This window comes from Cystobacter fuscus DSM 2262 (assembly GCF_000335475.2).
In the GTDB taxonomy this organism is placed as follows: domain Bacteria; phylum Myxococcota; class Myxococcia; order Myxococcales; family Myxococcaceae; genus Cystobacter; species Cystobacter fuscus.
In genome coordinates this window covers 71,855-86,478 of the sequence record NZ_ANAH02000012.1, presented here as the reverse complement: position 1 = coordinate 86,478, position 14,624 = coordinate 71,855, and the positions used below count along the sequence as shown (strand labels likewise).

Here is a 14,624-nt window from a genome sequence, read left to right as displayed (position 1 = left end):
CCCACGCGCTGGTCGCCCCACTTCTTCTGGGCCTCATACGCCGAGAGCGCGTCCTCGAAGAGGAGCTTGGCGCGGTTGGAGATGGACTGCGGCTCGTTGGACTTCGTCGTCTTGCCCGAGTCCACAACCGAGTTCTTGTTGGCGTTGGTGCCCGCGCAACCCGCGGCGAACAGCGCCGCGGTCACGGCCACGAGGAGTGAGCGCATCATGGAGGGGTGATTCGTCGTGGGGCGATTCATTAGAGGAAGTCCTCGGGTTCCTGGTCGTCCGTGCCGGCCTTGGTCTTGGGCGTGCCCTCCTTGGTGGGCGCGGCCGGACCGTCAACCTGGGTAGCCGTCTGCTGCTGAAGCCGCTTGGCGAGGTCCGACACGTCCTCGACGACTTCCTGCTTCGTGTCCTTGTCGCCCTCGGCCACCTCGACCGGCGGGGGCGGGATGTCCTGGATCTTGGCGAGCATGTCCCCGCCGATGGCCAGGTCACGACCCTTGGTGAGGGCCACCTTCTCCTCCACCATCGTCGGGAACTGCTCCGGACGGTAGGTGGTGCGCAGCATCTTGAGGCTCTCGGCCGCGCAGTCGTTGTAGACGCTCAGCTCCTGGCTCTTGGCCACGGCGGTCATGAACGCCTCGGCGGCCTTCTCCTTGAGGGGCAGGGCCTGGTTGCCGAACTCCTCGCGCAGCGCGCCCTCGGTCTCCTCGTCGATGCCCGGCGGCATGGGGGCGTTGCCGATCCTGTCGGCGAAGTTGTCGTAGACCATGCCCAGGCGGTGCAGGGCGCAGATGGCGGGCTCGGCGGCGCCGATGGACACCGTCTGCACGTACTTCTTCTCCACCACCTCGCGCGAGTTGTTCTTCTCCGCGATGGAGGCCTTGAGCTTGTCGGGGCTGGGCGGACGGCCCCAGGACAGCTTCAGGCGGGAGAAGAACTGGTAGTCCGGCTCCACGCTGCGGAACTGGGCGCGCGCCACGGCCGGCAGCGCGTTCTTCTCCAGCGACTGCTGCAGACGGCGCGGCAGCTTCTCGTAGTACTCGAGGATGCGGGTGTAGAGGCGCTCGGTATCACGCGGGCGCTGGAGCTTCTTCTCGTAGATGTCGACGATGCGGCCCTCGGCCATGAGGAACTTGCTCGGCTTGCTCTGGTACTGCCGCTCGTACTCCTCCAGCAGGCTCATGGCCTTGATGTAGTTGCCGGACTTCTCGTGCAGGTCGACGATGGAGAGGAACACGTCCTCGGCGTCCTTGGCCTTGGGCCAGAGCGTCAGGTAGCGCTCGCGCAGGGCGAGGGCCGCCTTGTATTCGCCCAGACCCTCGCGGTAGGTGGCCGCGTTGAACAGCGCCACCTGGGCCTTGGACTCCTCCCACTTCTGGGGAGCGCCGGGCCGGGTGGAGACCACCACGTCATCGTCCTTGTCCTTGCCCTTCTTGCCCTTCTTGGCCTTGGTGGCCTTCTTGGCGGGCGCGGCGCGCGCCACGGTCTTGCCGCTCTTGCTCGCCTCGTAGCCGTCCACGTACTGCTCGTACACGTCGCCGGACTCGCGGAAGTCACCGATGGCCTCCAGCGCCTCCGCGTTGTTGTAGATGCACTCCGGCACGAAGCGCGACGTGGGGTAGCGCTCGATGATGTCCTTGCGCACCTGGATGGCCTTATCCAGCATCTTCGCCTTGTAGTAGTCCACCGAGGCGTTGAAGAGCGCCACGTCGGCGATCTCCGTCTGGGGGAAGTCGGCCACGAAGGACAGGTAGGCCTCGGCCGCCTTGGCGAACTGGTTCTTCGCCTCGAGCGCGCTCACCAGCTTGAACGCCGACTGCTCGATGACCTTGGACAGTTCGTCGCGGAACTTGCCCGTGGCGAGCTTGTCGTTGTTGTAGAAGCGCCGCGCCCACTCGTTCACCTTCGCCCAGTCCTCGAGCAGGTTGTACGAGTCGAGCACCAGGTTGGCCGCCACCTCGCCCGCGCGCTCGCCGGACTCGAACTTGTACTCGGGCGAGCCGAGCGCGATCTCGCTGAAGCGCAAGACCGCCTCGTCGAAGTGGTTGTGGCGGTAGTAGATGTTGGCCGCCTTGAAGGCGATCTCCACCCGCTTGTCACCCTTGGGCACGTACTTCAGGTAGCGCTCGCACGCCTCGAGCAAGTCCTTGCGGGCCTGGGGGATGGTGGCCTTCTTGCGGATGTCCTTGCTGATCTCGTCCTTGAACAGGCCCTTGCTCTCCGCGTCCTTCACCATCTCGTCATAGGCGAGCACGGCGTTGTACGCGGCGTTGGTGAGCCACTTGCCCGGCTTGCCCGGCTTGGGGTTGCCCTGCTCGTCCTTGGCCTCCAAGAGCTTCACGTCCTGCAGGGTGACGAGGGTGTAGTTGGCCGCGGCCTTGTCGTACTTCTGCAGGTTGTCGTTGAGCAGTTCCGCCCAGAAGAAGCGCAGATCGTACGCCTTGGGGCTGTCGGGGAAGAGCGTGAGGTAGTCCGAGTAGATCATGTCGGCGTAGCCGAACGTGGCCTCCTCGCGCGTCTTCTTCGCCTCGTTGTGCCAGGTGACGGCCAGGTTGGACAGGGTGCGCTCGGACAGGTCCTTCGCCTCGGCCAGCGCCTTCTTGTCCTTGTCGTCCTTGATGACACCCGAGCTCTCGACCTCCTTCATGATCTTCACGAGCCGGCGCACCTGGGTGACGGTGCGGTCCTTGTTGCCCATGCGCAGAACGATGTCGACGATGCGGCCCTGGAAGCCGGGCGCCTCGGGGGAGAGGGGCTTCTCCTTGATGAGGGTGTTGTAGGTGATGGCCGCCTCGCGGTCCTTGCCGTCCGCGTAGTAGAGGTTGGCCAGACCCTTCATCATCGTGAAGCGGTCCTCGGGATTGGTCGCGACCTTGGAGAAGTCCTCGCGCGCGAGCATCACGTCACCCTCGCGGGCGTAGGCGCGCACGTAGTCCTGACGGGCCTCGCGCACCAGCGAGTTGCCCTTCTTGTTCACCGCGGCGTCCTTGTCCGTCCCCGCGGCGGGGCCGGCCAGCTCGCCGTAGAGCACCACGGCCTTCCACTTGTCCTTGGCGTTCTGGTAGTCCGCCAGGTTGAAGTGGCACCAGCCCTGCTTGTAGAGGGCGAAGGCGTACACCTGACTCTCGGTGTACTCGGCGGCCTTCTTGTAGGCCGCGAGCGCCCGCTCCAGGTCCGGACGCTTGCCCTTGGAGTTGTTGAAGTAGTACTCGCCGAAGGCGAAGTACGTGTCCGGCATGTACTTGGACTGGGGGAACTTCTCGATGAGGCGCTTGAAGGCCACCAGCGCCTTGCGGTCCTGGCCGTCCTCCATGAGGTTGGTGCCCAGGAAGAAGAGCACCTCGTCCGAGCGCTCGAAGTCCGGATAGTTCTGGACGATCTTCGTGTACTGCTCCAGCGCGAGCTTGCCGTACTGCTTGGAGCGCGCGGTCAGCTCGGCCTTGGCCGCCTTCGCCTTGCTCTGGCCCGCCGCGTCGTTGGCGTTCATCGCCACGAGCAGATCGTCGTCCTTCCGGTTGGCCTCGAAGAAGTAGTACTTCGACTCCTCCCAGTACAACTCGCCCAGGCGGAAGAGCAGCGAGGGCTGCTCCTTCGCGTCCGCCGACAGGGAGATGATCTTCTTGAGCGACTCGATCTGCTCGCGCCGCTTGGAGGCCACCTGCCCCTCCACGCCCAGGCGGAACTGATCGTATTGCAGCGCGGGAGCGGCGGCTTCCGCCTTCTCCTTCTTGCGGCTGATGTCACCCGCGAGGGACTTGTCGATCACCGCGGTGCTGCTCTTCTTGCCAAGGCTGGCGTCGCGCGGAGATTTCTTGTCCTGCGCAGGGGCCGATGTGGCCAGGAGCAGGAGGCTGAGAAGAAGCGTACGGCGCATGGGTTTCCTCTGCGGGGGTCTGCCGGCCGGCTGCCTTGCTTGCTCGGCAAGTGTCCGGGACTCTTCGGGAATTTCCATCGGGGAGGCTCGGCACTATGCGTGGTGCGTCGAACCCGGTCAACAGGGCCCTCAGGGCACGTCGGCTTGCTTTGGTGCCACTGGAAAGATTCCACGCAGACTGTGACTGAAGCGGGAGTCCGCTTGCGCTGTCAGCCGCCCCTGGTAAGGGGGCACGTGGGCCCGGTCGCCCGCATCCCCTCCGCAACGGACCTGTAGCGACATGAGTCTCCTCCCCGAGAGCGCCAGTTTCGAAGAGCGCGTGCACGACTACTTCCTGGCCCTGCGCGGCAGCGGCTTGATGCTGTCGGCGCTGGACACGGAGTTGCTCAGCGCGTGGGCCGTGCAGGCCGTGCCCTTCGAGGTGGTGGCGCGCGGCATCTCCCGCTCCGCGGAGAAGGCCATGTGGGATGCGCGCCCCGGAGAGCCCGTGCTGCGCAGCCTGCGCGCCTGCCGCCGGCAGGTGGAGGCGGAGATCAAGAAGTACCGCGAACGCATGGCGGGCGCGGGCAGCGAGGGCAAGCGCTCGGCCCGCACGCGCTCCTGGGAGGAGACGCGGCACGCGCAGTTGCTGGCCTCGCTGGAGCGGCTGGCCGAGACCCGGCCCGAGCTCGCGCCGCGCGTCCACCGGCTGCGCGAGGCGCTGGCCCAGCGCGTGCCCCAGGACTTCACGGAGATGGAGACCCGGGAGGCGCTCGTGGGGCTCGTGTTGCTGCGCGCCCTGCCCTTCCCCGAGCGGCGGGAGCTGTGGCGGCAGGCGCGGGGCGTGGACTCGGACACCCAGTTCATGTCCGGACGCGCGCGGCGGCTGTCGCGGCGCTTCCGGCTGCTCGTGGCGGTGCGCCGGCGCCTGGGCCTGGGCGAGGCCTAGGCGCCCGTGGGGCCGGACTGGAAGAGCGGCGGGGCGCCCGCCTGGCTGCTGATTGTCGGGCGGCGGCCACGCTGAACACCTGTCTCGCCTGCTGACGCGCGTCAGGTGGCTCTGCTATGGCCCGGGGTCATGGTGAGCAAGGTGAGCGGCGAGGTGTGCGGCACGTGCGAGGGCCGGACGTACGTCATCGAGCGGCAGGGAGACCGGGCGCACGCCCGGGTGTGCTCGTGCTCCGTGCGCTGCCCCCTGTGTGAGGGCCGGGGGTTCACCTACGAGGTGAAGGAGCAGACCTTCAGCGCCAAGGTGGGCCCCAAGCGCTACGAGGTGCTCGTGCCGTGCGTGTGCCAGCACCGCGCCAAGCGCGTGGCGCTCTTCAACGACATCGGCCTGCCGGGAGTCACCTCGCACGCGAGCTTCGAGAACTACCGCGCCGCCAACGAGGCGCAGGATCGCGCGCGCAACCTGGCCATGCACTTCTCCCACCACTTCGACAAGGCGGGGGTGAACAAGGGCTTCATGCTGAGCGGCCCGGTGGGCACCGGCAAGACGCACCTGATGGCCGCCACGCTCAAGCACCTGGTGCTCGAGCTGGGCCTGGCGGCGCGCTACGTGGAGATCTCCCTGCTCTACGCCACCATCCGGCGCGGCTTCCAGGAGGGCAAGAGCGGTGGGGAGATCATCGGCCCGCTGTCGGACGTGGCCGTGCTGGCCATCGACGAGATGGGCAAGGGGCGCGGCAGCCAGTTCGAGATGGAGACGCTCGATGAGCTGATCGCCCGGCGCTACAACGCGGGCCGCACCACGCTCTTCGCGACGAACTACTCGCTGGAGCCGGAGCGCCGCGCCTCGCGCACGGCGGCACCCGCCGGCTACCACCGCCCCGCCGAGGACGCCAAGAGCGCCCTGCGCGAGCAGGAGCTGCTGCGCGAGCGCGTGGGCGAGCGCATCTACAGCCGGCTGTGCGAGATGTGCACCTTCGTGGAGATGCCCAAGGACACGCCCGATCGGCGCCGGCTCATCCAGGAGGCCGACATGCGTCCGGGCTCGCCTCCGACGGGCTCGCGCGGCACGGGCCGCTGAAACGGCGCGAGCCCCCGCCCCCCCAACCACGCGGGGGACGAGGGCTCGCGGAGACTTCACGGACTCACGGGGTGATGGCGCGCAGCAGCGCGTTGCCCGAGTCCGCCACGTACAGCGTCCCATCCGTGCCCACGGCGAGCCCACCGGGCACCACGAAGTCCGCGTCCGCGCCCCGGCCATCCCGCGCGCCGAAGCGTCCCGAACCCGCCAGCGTCGTCACCTCGCCCGCGGGGGAGATGCGCCGCACCCGGTAGTTGCCCGGATCCGAGAACGCCACGCTCCCGTCGGGCATCACCGCGATGCCCACGTAGGGCAGCATGCGCGCGTCCTCACCGCTCGCGTCCGCGAAGCCGCCCGGAGGCGCGCCGGCCAGCACGCTCACCGTGCCGTTGGACAGCTTGAGCACGCGCATCATCCCCGTCTCCACCACGTACACCGTGCCGTCCGGACCCTGCGCCACCGCCGAGGGCCGGTACATCCACAGGTTCGCCGGGAGCGTGGACACGGGGTTGCCCGGCGCGAGCAGATCGATGCGGCGGATGACGCCATTGCCCAGGTCCGCCACCAGCAGCTCCTGCGCCGGGGTGACGAAGAGCCCCGCGGGCTGGTTGAAGCGCGCCTGCAGGGCGCTGCCGTCCATGCCGCCCGGCTGCATCTCCGCTCCGGCGAACACCGTCGTCGTGCCGTCCGGCGTGATGCGGCGGATGCAGTAGTTGTCCGAGTCGGACACGTACACGTTGCCCTGCGCGTCCGCGGCGATTCCCAGCGGGCCATTGAGCCGCACGTGCGAGAGCGTGGAGACGGAGCCATCCGGCGACACGCGCTTCACCTTGTTGGCCAACGCGTCCGCCACCGCCCAGCCGCCCCCGGGCAGCACCGCCACCGCCACCGGCGCGGCCAGCAGGCCCCGGCCCGGAGGACCATCCTGGTCTCCCCGCTTGCCGGCCAGTCCCGCCACCGTGCGCACCGTGGCCGGCGCGGGAATCCTCGGCGGCGGCAGGGGCTTGGGCGTGAGGGTCACCAGGTTGTCCGGCACCTCCCGGCCCAGGCCCTTGTAGAGCACGTTGGCCACGATGCGCGCCGCACGCGGGTTGCCCGAGTCGCTGTTGCCCAGCACGTGCACGAAGTCGATGCCGCCCGCGGAGAACACCCACGCCTTGCCCTTGCGGAACACCACCATCTGCCCGAAGCCGAAGCCGCCCTGCAGCGACAGCGCGGGGGACTCGGCCAGCACCGCCACGTTCCCGGGCGACTTGCCATTCTCCACCAGCTGATCCTGCTCGTAGCCGTTGGCGCGCCAGATGATGTCGCCGTTCTTCAGCCCCGTGCCCGCCAGGGCCCAGTGGTCTTCCTGGGTGATGACCGTGGGGTGGGCGAACTGGTGCCAGCGCGCCGAGAACATCACGCCCAGCAGCTCGTTCTCCGGACGCTTGGGCGCCAGGTCCCGGAACTTCCCCGTCCAGTCCGGGCTCTTCAGGCTCACCGTGTCGCGCTTGTCGCCCTTGTAGCAGGTGACGATCCGGCGCGGCCGGCCATCCGCCGACGGCTCGAGCCGCACCTGCCAGTAGGCCTGGTTCGCTCCGAGGTTGATGAGCGAGCGGCCCTCGGCCTGCGCCTTGTCGGCCCGGTCGCGCTGCGCGCGCGTCCAGTACTCATCGTGCCCCGACATGATGAACACCTTGGCCTCGTCGAGGATCTCCCCGCTGCGGTCCATCTCCTCGTCGGTGACGTACGCCACGTCCAGCCCCTGCGCCTCCAGCCACAGGATGAGCCCCTGCTCATCGTCCATGAGGTGGCCCGAGCCCTGGCCGCGGTAGTAGGGCCGATCGAACGAGGCCTGGAAGGCACGCCCCACCCCCGTGATGCTGTACTTGTCGTCGTAGAGGCTGGTGCCACCCCAGGCGTTGTACGCCTGCCAGGTCTGGGTGGGGATGATCACCATCACCTCGGCGCCCGGCCGCGGATCCCTCACGAAGAACGGCACGTAGCGCTGCAGGTTGTCCTCGCGCACCAGCTTCACCAGGTACACGCCCGGCACCCACTTCGCGTCCGTTTCAATCTCCAGCGTCGGCCGCCAGGTGCAGCTCACCAGCCCCGTGGGCCGCTGCGGCGGGCACGCGCCCTGGGGCACCGCCTGCAGCGGACCTCCGCGCGCCACCTCCCGGCCTCCCAGCCCGCCGTAGTAGCCCAGCCGGTACACCTCCCAGGAGAACTTGCGCGGCCCGTCCTTCACCGACACCGCGATGGACACCCGCTGTCCCGGCGACACCGTGGACTCGAGCGCGTAGCCGTCGATCTCGTTCTGGTTGGCGCCCTTGGTGATGCGCCAGGCACTCGTCCCCGGACGCGCGTTCTCCTTGCGGATGCGCTGGGCGTCATGCGGCTCGGGAGGCGTCCCCGCGTCTCCCGGACCCGACGGGGGCTGCTTCACCCCTCCGTCGACCAGGATGGGCGTGCCCGCGTCTGGATCCTGAATGGGGTTCTGCTCCCCCCCCCGAACGGGAGGAGGGGTAGGATTCTGCGTACATCCCATGAGGAGTCCCAGCAGACACCCCATGGCGAACAACGATTGCCGGCTGACGTTTCGACCCTGTCCCATGCCTGTCTCCCGTACCCCTCGCGGGGTCGAGGGTAAGCACCGGGACTGGATGGGGAAGTGGCAGCACCCGGCGTGAGTAACTCCTTGGACATCTTGGACATAAGGAGCAGGCTCACGCGCCGAGGAACTCCCGATGCAACCGGGACGTCAGGCCCTTCAAATGTTGCTTATCCACCAGGAGCGTGAGCTGGAGCGGTGAGGTGTGCACCGCGTGCACGCGGGCGCCCAGTTCCTCGGCCACCCCCAACGCGCGCCGCAAGAGGCTCCAGTCGGCGTTGATGCCCGCGCCCACCGCCGTCACCGCGCCCACCTCCTCGCGCAGGGTCACCGACTCGCCGAAGCGCTCGCCCAGCTCGCGCTGGAGCGCCTGCAACCCGTGCACGTCCTGCAGGGGCACCGCGATGAACGCCCGGCCCTCGCGTCCCAACAAGCCATCGAAGGCCAGCGCCCGGCCCCGCACGGCCCGCGCGTCCAGGAACTCCAGCACCTGCGCCACCCGGGCGGGCCCGCCCACCGCCGACAACACCGCCATGTCCCCCTCGGCCGTCACCCCCTTGACCCCGGTGTCCCCGGGCGAGCCCTGCTCCACCCGGGTGCCCGTGCCCTGCCCGTGCGCCGTGCGCGCCTGGATGACGATGCCGCGCGCCTTGGCGAACTCCACCGCCTGGGCGTTGAGCACCTTGGCCCCCGCGCTCGCCAGCTCCTGCATCTCGTCGTACGAGAGCGACTCGAGCTTGCGCGCGTCGGGCACCACCCGCGGATCCGCGCTGAAGATGCCGTCCACGTCCGAGTAGATTTCACACGACTCGGCCCCCAGCGCCGCCGCGAGCGCCACCGCCGTGGTGTCCGAGCCTCCCCGCCCCAGCGTCGTCACCTCGCGCTTGGAGGACACGCCCTGGTAGCCCGCGACGATCACCACCTGGCCCCGCGCGAGCTCCTCCTCTATCCGGTAGGGCCGCACCTCCACGATGCGCGCCTGCGAGTGCACGTCATTGGTGATGATGCCGCTCTGACTGCCCGTGAAGCTGATGGCCGGCACGCCCATCTCCTGCAGGGCCATGGACAAGAGCGCCATGGAGATGCGCTCGCCGCACGTGAGCAGCATGTCCAGCTCGCGCCGCGGGGGATCCGCCGACACCTGCTTGGCCAGGGCCAGCAGCTCGTCCGTGGTGTCCCCCCGGGCGGAGACGACGACCACCACCTGATAGCCCCGCTCGCGCGTCTGCTGGACCCGGAGCGCCACCCGGCGAAGCTTCTCCACGTCGGCGACCGACGAGCCACCATACTTCTGCACCACGATTGGCATAAGGAATCCGATGCTTTGTTCCTAGAGACCCGAAAAGGTCACAGGTAACCTGACCCGGCGCGTCCGCCAAGACACACTGGAAGCACCCCATGCACAAGGCCCGCCCCCGCTCGCCCCTCCCGTGCCCGCCCCTCCCCTCCCCCGTGCCGCCCGCAGGAGCCCCCACATGGCCATGATCGAGGTGCGCCAGCTCACCAAGCGCTACCGGGAGCGCGTCGCGGTGGACCACCTGGACTTCTCGCTCGCCGAGGGGGAGATCCTCGGATTCCTGGGCCCCAACGGCGCGGGCAAGTCCACCACCATGAAGCTGCTCACCGGCTTCCTTCCCCCCTCCGAGGGCACCGCCCGGGTGGCCGGCTTCGACGTGTTCGAGCACCCGCTGGAGGTCAAACGACGCATCGGCTACCTGCCGGAGACGCCGCCGCTCTACCCGGAGATGACGGTGGTGGGCTACCTGCGCTTCGTGGCGCGGCTCAAGCAGGTGCCCGGCCGGGGGCTCAACGCCGAGGTGGAGCGGGTGGCCGGGCTCACCGGGCTGTCGGACGTGATGGGCCGGCTCATCCAGAACCTCTCCAAGGGCTACCAGCAGCGCGTGGGCATCGCCCAGGCCCTGCTCGGCTCCCCGCCCGTGCTCATCCTCGACGAGCCCACCGAGGGCCTGGATCCCTCCCAGCGCGCCGAGGTCCGCGCCCTCATCAAGGGGCTCGCGGGCAAGCACACCGTGCTGCTCTCCACGCACATCCTCCCCGAGGTGACGATGACGTGCGAGAAGGTGCTCATCCTCCACCAGGGCCGCGTCGTGGCGTACGACACCCTGCGCAAGCTGGAGCGCCAGCACTCGGGCGCGGACGGCAAGGCGTCCCTGGAGGAGATCTTCATCAGGTTGACCGCGGCGTGAAGCGCCGCGCGTTCCCCCCTTTCCCCGCTTGGGGTTTTCCCTGGAGGTTCCCGGATGCGCACCGCCCTGGCGATCGCCCGTAAGGAGCTGTCCCTGTATTTCACCACCCCGTGGGCCTACGCGGTCCTCACGGCGATGCAGACCGTGGCGTCGTTCTTCTTCATCAACACCCTCTCCGAGTTCCAGCGCGCCCAGGAGATGGCACGCCAGTCCGGCTGGGAGAACGTGCCCCCGCATTTCCGCAACCTCACCGACGGGGTGATGGTGCCCTTCTGGCACACGGTGATGACGCTCACGCTCTTCGTGGTGCCCTTCCTGTCCATGCGGCTGTTCGCCGAGGAGAAGCGCAACAAGACGTTCGAGCTGTTGATGACGACGCCCATCCGGCCCGTGGAGATCGTCCTGGGCAAGTACCTCGGGGGGCTGGGCCTCGTCACGGCGACGCTCGGGCTCACGCTGCTCTACCCCGCGCTGCTCGCGTGGCTCGGCCAGGGCGAGTCCGGCTCCGCGCTGGAGTGGGGCACGGTGCTGCTGGGCTACGGCGGGCTCTTGTTGTGGGGCGCCACCTGCATGGCCATCGGCCTGTTCATCTCCGCGCTCACCCAGAGCCAGATGGTGGCCGCGCTGGTGACCTTCGCCGTGCTGCTGCCGTGGTTGATGCTCGGCGGCCTCGCCCAGAGCACCGACGAGCCCGTGCGCTCCCTGCTCGCCTACGTGTCCTTCTCCTCGCAGCTGTCGGGGCTGCTCGGCGGCGTGTTGGATCTCCAGACCCCCGTCTTCTTCGTGTCCGTCATCCTGCTCGCGCTGCTGCTCTGCCACCGCACGGTGGAAGCCCAGCGCTGGGCCTGAGCGGACAGGACTCCGGTACCCACCATGAAAGCGGCCAACCTCGGTAGGATCCTGGGCGGACTCGGGCTCTTGCTGCTGCTGTCCAGCCCCTTCACCCTCTTCGTCACCTCGGGCTCGTTCCCCCTCTTCGTCATCAAGGCGGTGCTGGGGCTCGGGCTCGTGGCGGTGTACTTCGCCACGAACTTCAAGCGGCTCGGCCAGTTCGCCTCGCGCCGCTCCAGCTTCTTCTTCGGCAGCAGCGCGCTGATGGTGCTCCTGGTGCTGCTCGGGCTCGGGGCCGTCAACTACATCGCCCACGCGCGCAACCAGCGTTGGGATCTGACGAAGCACAAGGTCTTCACGCTGTCGCCCCAGACGGTGGGCGTGCTCGAGTCCCTGCGCGAGCCCGTGCGGGCCATCGCCTTCCTGTCCCCGCAGCACCCCGCGCGCGAGTCCCTGCGCGCCACCCTCGAGCGCTACCGCACCGAGGCGCCCGAGCGCTTCTCCTACTCCTTCGAGGATCCGCTGCGCCGGCCGGATCTCACCCAGAAGTACTCGCTGCGCGGTGGACAGACGACGGTGGTGCTCGTGCGCGGCGAGGGAGCCAACGAGGCCCACACCTCGCTCAACGTCATCAGCGAGCAGGATCTCACCAACGCCCTGCTCCAGCTCACCCGCGCGAGCGACCAGCGGGTGTACTTCGTCATCGGTCATGGCGAGTGGCCCCTGGAGCGGGACATCCCCCGCCCCGGCCAGCAGGGCCGCAAGACGAGCCTGACGGAGATGAGGCAGCAGCTCACCCGGGAAGGCTACGCCCCGCGGGAGATCAACCTCGGAGGCGGCACGCCGGTGCCCCGGGACGCCGCGCTGCTCGTCGTCGCGGGAGCCAAGGCGCCCTTCAACACGCCCGAGGTGGAAGCGCTGCGCGCCTACCTCGCCGCCGGGGGAAGGATGATCTACTTCGCCGAGGCGTATGGAGAGCCGGGCCCCGAGCTGAGGAAGCTGTTCGCGGAGTACGGCGTGGGGATCGATCCGGGCGTGGTCGCCGACGCGCAGTTCAACGGCGGCAGCCCCTACCTCGTCGTGTCCCTCTTCTTCGGCGATCATGAGATCTCCCGGCTGCTGCGCCAGCAGCAACTCAACATCGAGCTGCCCACGGCCCGGGGCCTCACCCTGCTCACGGAGGGGTTCGCGCCGGGAGTGAAGGTGGAGAGCGTGCTGCGCACCTCGCCCTATGGCTGGGAGGAGTCGGCGCCCGACGAGAATCCGGCCCCCGGCGAGGGCGAGCGCACGGGGCAGATTCCCCTCGTCACCGCCAGCACGCGCGCGACGGCGGACGCCGCGAACAAGCGCTCCGATGAGGCGCGGCTCGTGGTGGTGGGTGACTCGGAGCTGCTCTTCGACTCCAACTGGGGCCACGAGGGCAACCGCAACCTGGTGATGAACGCCTTCGGCTGGGCCACCCAACAATCCGACAAGGTCACCATCCGCCCGCCCGATCGGGAGACCTCCACCCTCACCCTGGACGCGGCCCTGCTCGGCCGCATCCGCTTCCTCACCACCGATGTACTGCCCCTGTCGCTGCTCGGCGTGGGGCTGGCCATCTGGCTCTCGAGGCGCAACAAGTGAACGCCCGACAGAAGAACCTCGTCACCTTGCTGGCCACCACGCTGGTGGCCGGAGGACTCGGCCTCTATGCGTACTTCGGGGTGATGAAGCCCCGGGCCGAGCAGCCTCCGGCGACGGAGACACCCGGCGCGCTCTTCCCCACCTCCTCGCCCGAGGCGCCCGGCACGGATGGCGGCACCCCGGCCGCCCCCGTCTTCACCTGGATCTCCATCGATGTGCCCCAGGGCAGGACGGAGCTGGAGCTGCGCGACGGCGCCTGGCGCGTCACCTCGCCCGTGTCCGCGCTGGCCGAGCACAAGGAGGTGCTCGGACTGGTCGACGAGCTCGCGGACGCACGGTTCAGCGCGACGGTCACCGACAAGCCCACCGACGAGGAGCTGGAGCGCTTCGGGTTGAAGCCACCTCGCGCCACCGTGTCGGCCCGGGCCTACGTACCGGACGCCCAGGGAGGCGGCGCGCAGGACGCCTCGCGCCAGCACTCGGTGACGTTCCATCTGGGCATCGAGAACGTCTTCGACGGCTCGGTGTACGTGCGCCGCGAAGGAGATCCCCACGTCTACCTCGCCCAGGGCGAGCTGCGCGTGCTGCTGCTCAAGGAGCCCTCCTCCTGGAGGAATCACGTGGTGTTTGGCCTGGAGGAGTCCTCGCTGCTGCGCATCGAGCTGAAGGGGCGCAAGAACACCCTCCTCCTGGAGCGCGCCACCACCGACAAGCCCTGGCAGATGGCCCAGCCGATGGTGATGCGCGCGGATACCAGGCGCGTGGCGAGCATCTTCAAAGAGCTGAATCGCTACAAGGCCATCGGCTTCCCGGAACCGGAGTGGGAGCCCCAGGTGAAGCGGGCCCTGGAGAAACCCGTGGTGGAGGCCACCCTGGTGCCCAAGGTCGGCGGGCCCATGCGCCTGCGGTTCGTGGAGCTGCAGGTGGGCGGCTTCAAGCGGGCCTTCGTGAGCACCGAGGGCGTGAAGGAGCCCATGCTGGCGCAGGTGGACTCCGGTGCCCTCGCCGTGCTGGAGCCCCCGCCCCTGGACTTCAAGAGCAAGAAGGTGCTCGAGGTGCAGGCCGGCCAGGTGGAGAAGTTCGTCATCCACCCCGGCGGCCGCGGCGAGCCCATCACCCTGGAGAAGGACTCGCAAACCAAACGCTGGGAGGTGGTGTCCCCCCTGCCTGGCCGGGCCCGGGAATTCAAGGTGGCCTCCCTGCTCGGCTCGCTGGAGAAGCTCGAGGCGGAGGCCGTGGTCGCCACCGGGGCGAAGCTCGGGGCGCGCTACGGCATCACCGACAGCTCCCGCGGGGTCACGCTGATGGATGGCACGGGCCAGGAGATGGCGCGGCTGTGGCTGGGAAACCCCGTGCCGGACAACTCCCAGCGCACCTTCGGGCGGGGCTCGTCCGAGGACATCTACGAGCTGAGCACCGCCGCGCTCGACGCCCTGCCCCTGACGCTGGAGGAGTTGCTGGATCAGGGACAGGGCAACGCGCCCTGAGCGGGCG

General features: G+C 68.9%; 9 protein-coding genes and 1 pseudogene. 6 read left to right on the top strand and 4 right to left on the bottom strand.

Going from position 1 to position 14,624, the window contains the following annotated elements; genetic code table 11:
• A pseudogene (locus D187_RS22635) lies at positions 1–209 on the bottom strand (adventurous gliding motility TPR repeat lipoprotein GltE); the annotation flags it as partial.
• Positions 210–238: 29 nt separating this feature from the next.
• Positions 239–3,862 (bottom strand): tetratricopeptide repeat protein, encoded by a 3,624-nt coding sequence (locus tag D187_RS22630; RefSeq protein ID WP_002624061.1) that lies wholly within the window; start codon positions 3,860–3,862, stop codon positions 239–241.
• A gap of 280 nt (positions 3,863–4,142) precedes the next feature.
• On the opposite strand from D187_RS22630, the gene D187_RS22625 reads away from it, so the two are divergent.
• Positions 4,143–4,790 carry a hypothetical protein gene (locus D187_RS22625; RefSeq protein WP_002624059.1) on the top strand — a complete coding sequence of 216 codons (648 nt, stop codon included), beginning with the start codon at positions 4,143–4,145 and terminating at the stop codon, positions 4,788–4,790.
• Between the two features lie 129 nt (positions 4,791–4,919).
• Complete coding sequence (locus tag D187_RS22620; protein ID WP_002624058.1) at positions 4,920–5,870, top strand: ATP-binding protein; 951 nt, start codon at positions 4,920–4,922, stop codon at positions 5,868–5,870.
• 64 nt (positions 5,871–5,934) lie between these two features.
• On the opposite strand, the gene D187_RS22615 is transcribed toward D187_RS22620, so the two are convergent.
• Both D187_RS22615 and D187_RS22610 read right to left on the bottom strand, forming a co-directional pair.
• Positions 5,935–8,469 carry a N,N-dimethylformamidase beta subunit family domain-containing protein gene (locus tag D187_RS22615; RefSeq protein WP_002624057.1) on the bottom strand — a complete coding sequence of 845 codons (2,535 nt, stop codon included), beginning with the start codon at positions 8,467–8,469 and terminating at the stop codon, positions 5,935–5,937.
• 112 nt (positions 8,470–8,581) lie between these two features.
• Complete coding sequence (locus D187_RS22610; RefSeq protein WP_020918206.1) at positions 8,582–9,775, bottom strand: aspartate kinase; 1,194 nt, start codon at positions 9,773–9,775, stop codon at positions 8,582–8,584.
• Positions 9,776–9,941: 166 nt separating this feature from the next.
• Here D187_RS22610 and D187_RS22605 point away from each other — a divergent pair, with 166 nt between their 5' ends.
• Genes D187_RS22605 through D187_RS22590 form a run of 4 tightly spaced genes read left to right on the top strand, consistent with a single transcriptional unit; the run spans position 9,942 to position 14,617 of the window.
• The gene (locus D187_RS22605; protein WP_002624055.1) at positions 9,942–10,673 is read left to right on the top strand and encodes an ABC transporter ATP-binding protein; all 732 of its coding nucleotides are present in this window, start codon (positions 9,942–9,944) and stop codon (positions 10,671–10,673) included.
• A 54-nt stretch (positions 10,674–10,727) separates the two neighbouring features.
• A complete protein-coding gene (locus D187_RS22600; protein WP_002624054.1) occupies positions 10,728–11,522 on the top strand; it encodes an ABC transporter permease in 795 nt (264 codons plus the stop codon).
• A 24-nt stretch (positions 11,523–11,546) separates the two neighbouring features.
• Positions 11,547–13,130, top strand: coding sequence for a GldG family protein (locus tag D187_RS22595; protein ID WP_002624053.1), 1,584 nt, complete (start codon positions 11,547–11,549; stop codon positions 13,128–13,130).
• Complete coding sequence (locus D187_RS22590) at positions 13,127–14,617, top strand: DUF4340 domain-containing protein (protein WP_002624052.1); 1,491 nt, start codon at positions 13,127–13,129, stop codon at positions 14,615–14,617. Before D187_RS22595 ends, D187_RS22590 begins: the two co-directional genes overlap by 4 nt.
• Positions 14,618–14,624: the final 7 nt, after the last annotated feature.

Bases quoted from the DNA above. Each gene is read 5' to 3' on its own strand.
- D187_RS22630 (WP_002624061.1), bottom strand. From the start codon at position 3,862: ATGCGCCGTACGCTTCTTCTCAGCCTCCTGCTCCTGGCCACATCGGCC.
- D187_RS22625 (WP_002624059.1), top strand. From the start codon at position 4,143: ATGAGTCTCCTCCCCGAGAGCGCCAGTTTCGAAGAGCGCGTGCACGAC.
- D187_RS22620 (WP_002624058.1), top strand. From the start codon at position 4,920: ATGGTGAGCAAGGTGAGCGGCGAGGTGTGCGGCACGTGCGAGGGCCGG.
- D187_RS22615 (WP_002624057.1), bottom strand. From the start codon at position 8,469: ATGGGACAGGGTCGAAACGTCAGCCGGCAATCGTTGTTCGCCATGGGG.
- D187_RS22610 (WP_020918206.1), bottom strand. From the start codon at position 9,775: ATGCCAATCGTGGTGCAGAAGTATGGTGGCTCGTCGGTCGCCGACGTG.
- D187_RS22605 (WP_002624055.1), top strand. From the start codon at position 9,942: ATGGCCATGATCGAGGTGCGCCAGCTCACCAAGCGCTACCGGGAGCGC.
- D187_RS22600 (WP_002624054.1), top strand. From the start codon at position 10,728: ATGCGCACCGCCCTGGCGATCGCCCGTAAGGAGCTGTCCCTGTATTTC.
- D187_RS22595 (WP_002624053.1), top strand. From the start codon at position 11,547: ATGAAAGCGGCCAACCTCGGTAGGATCCTGGGCGGACTCGGGCTCTTG.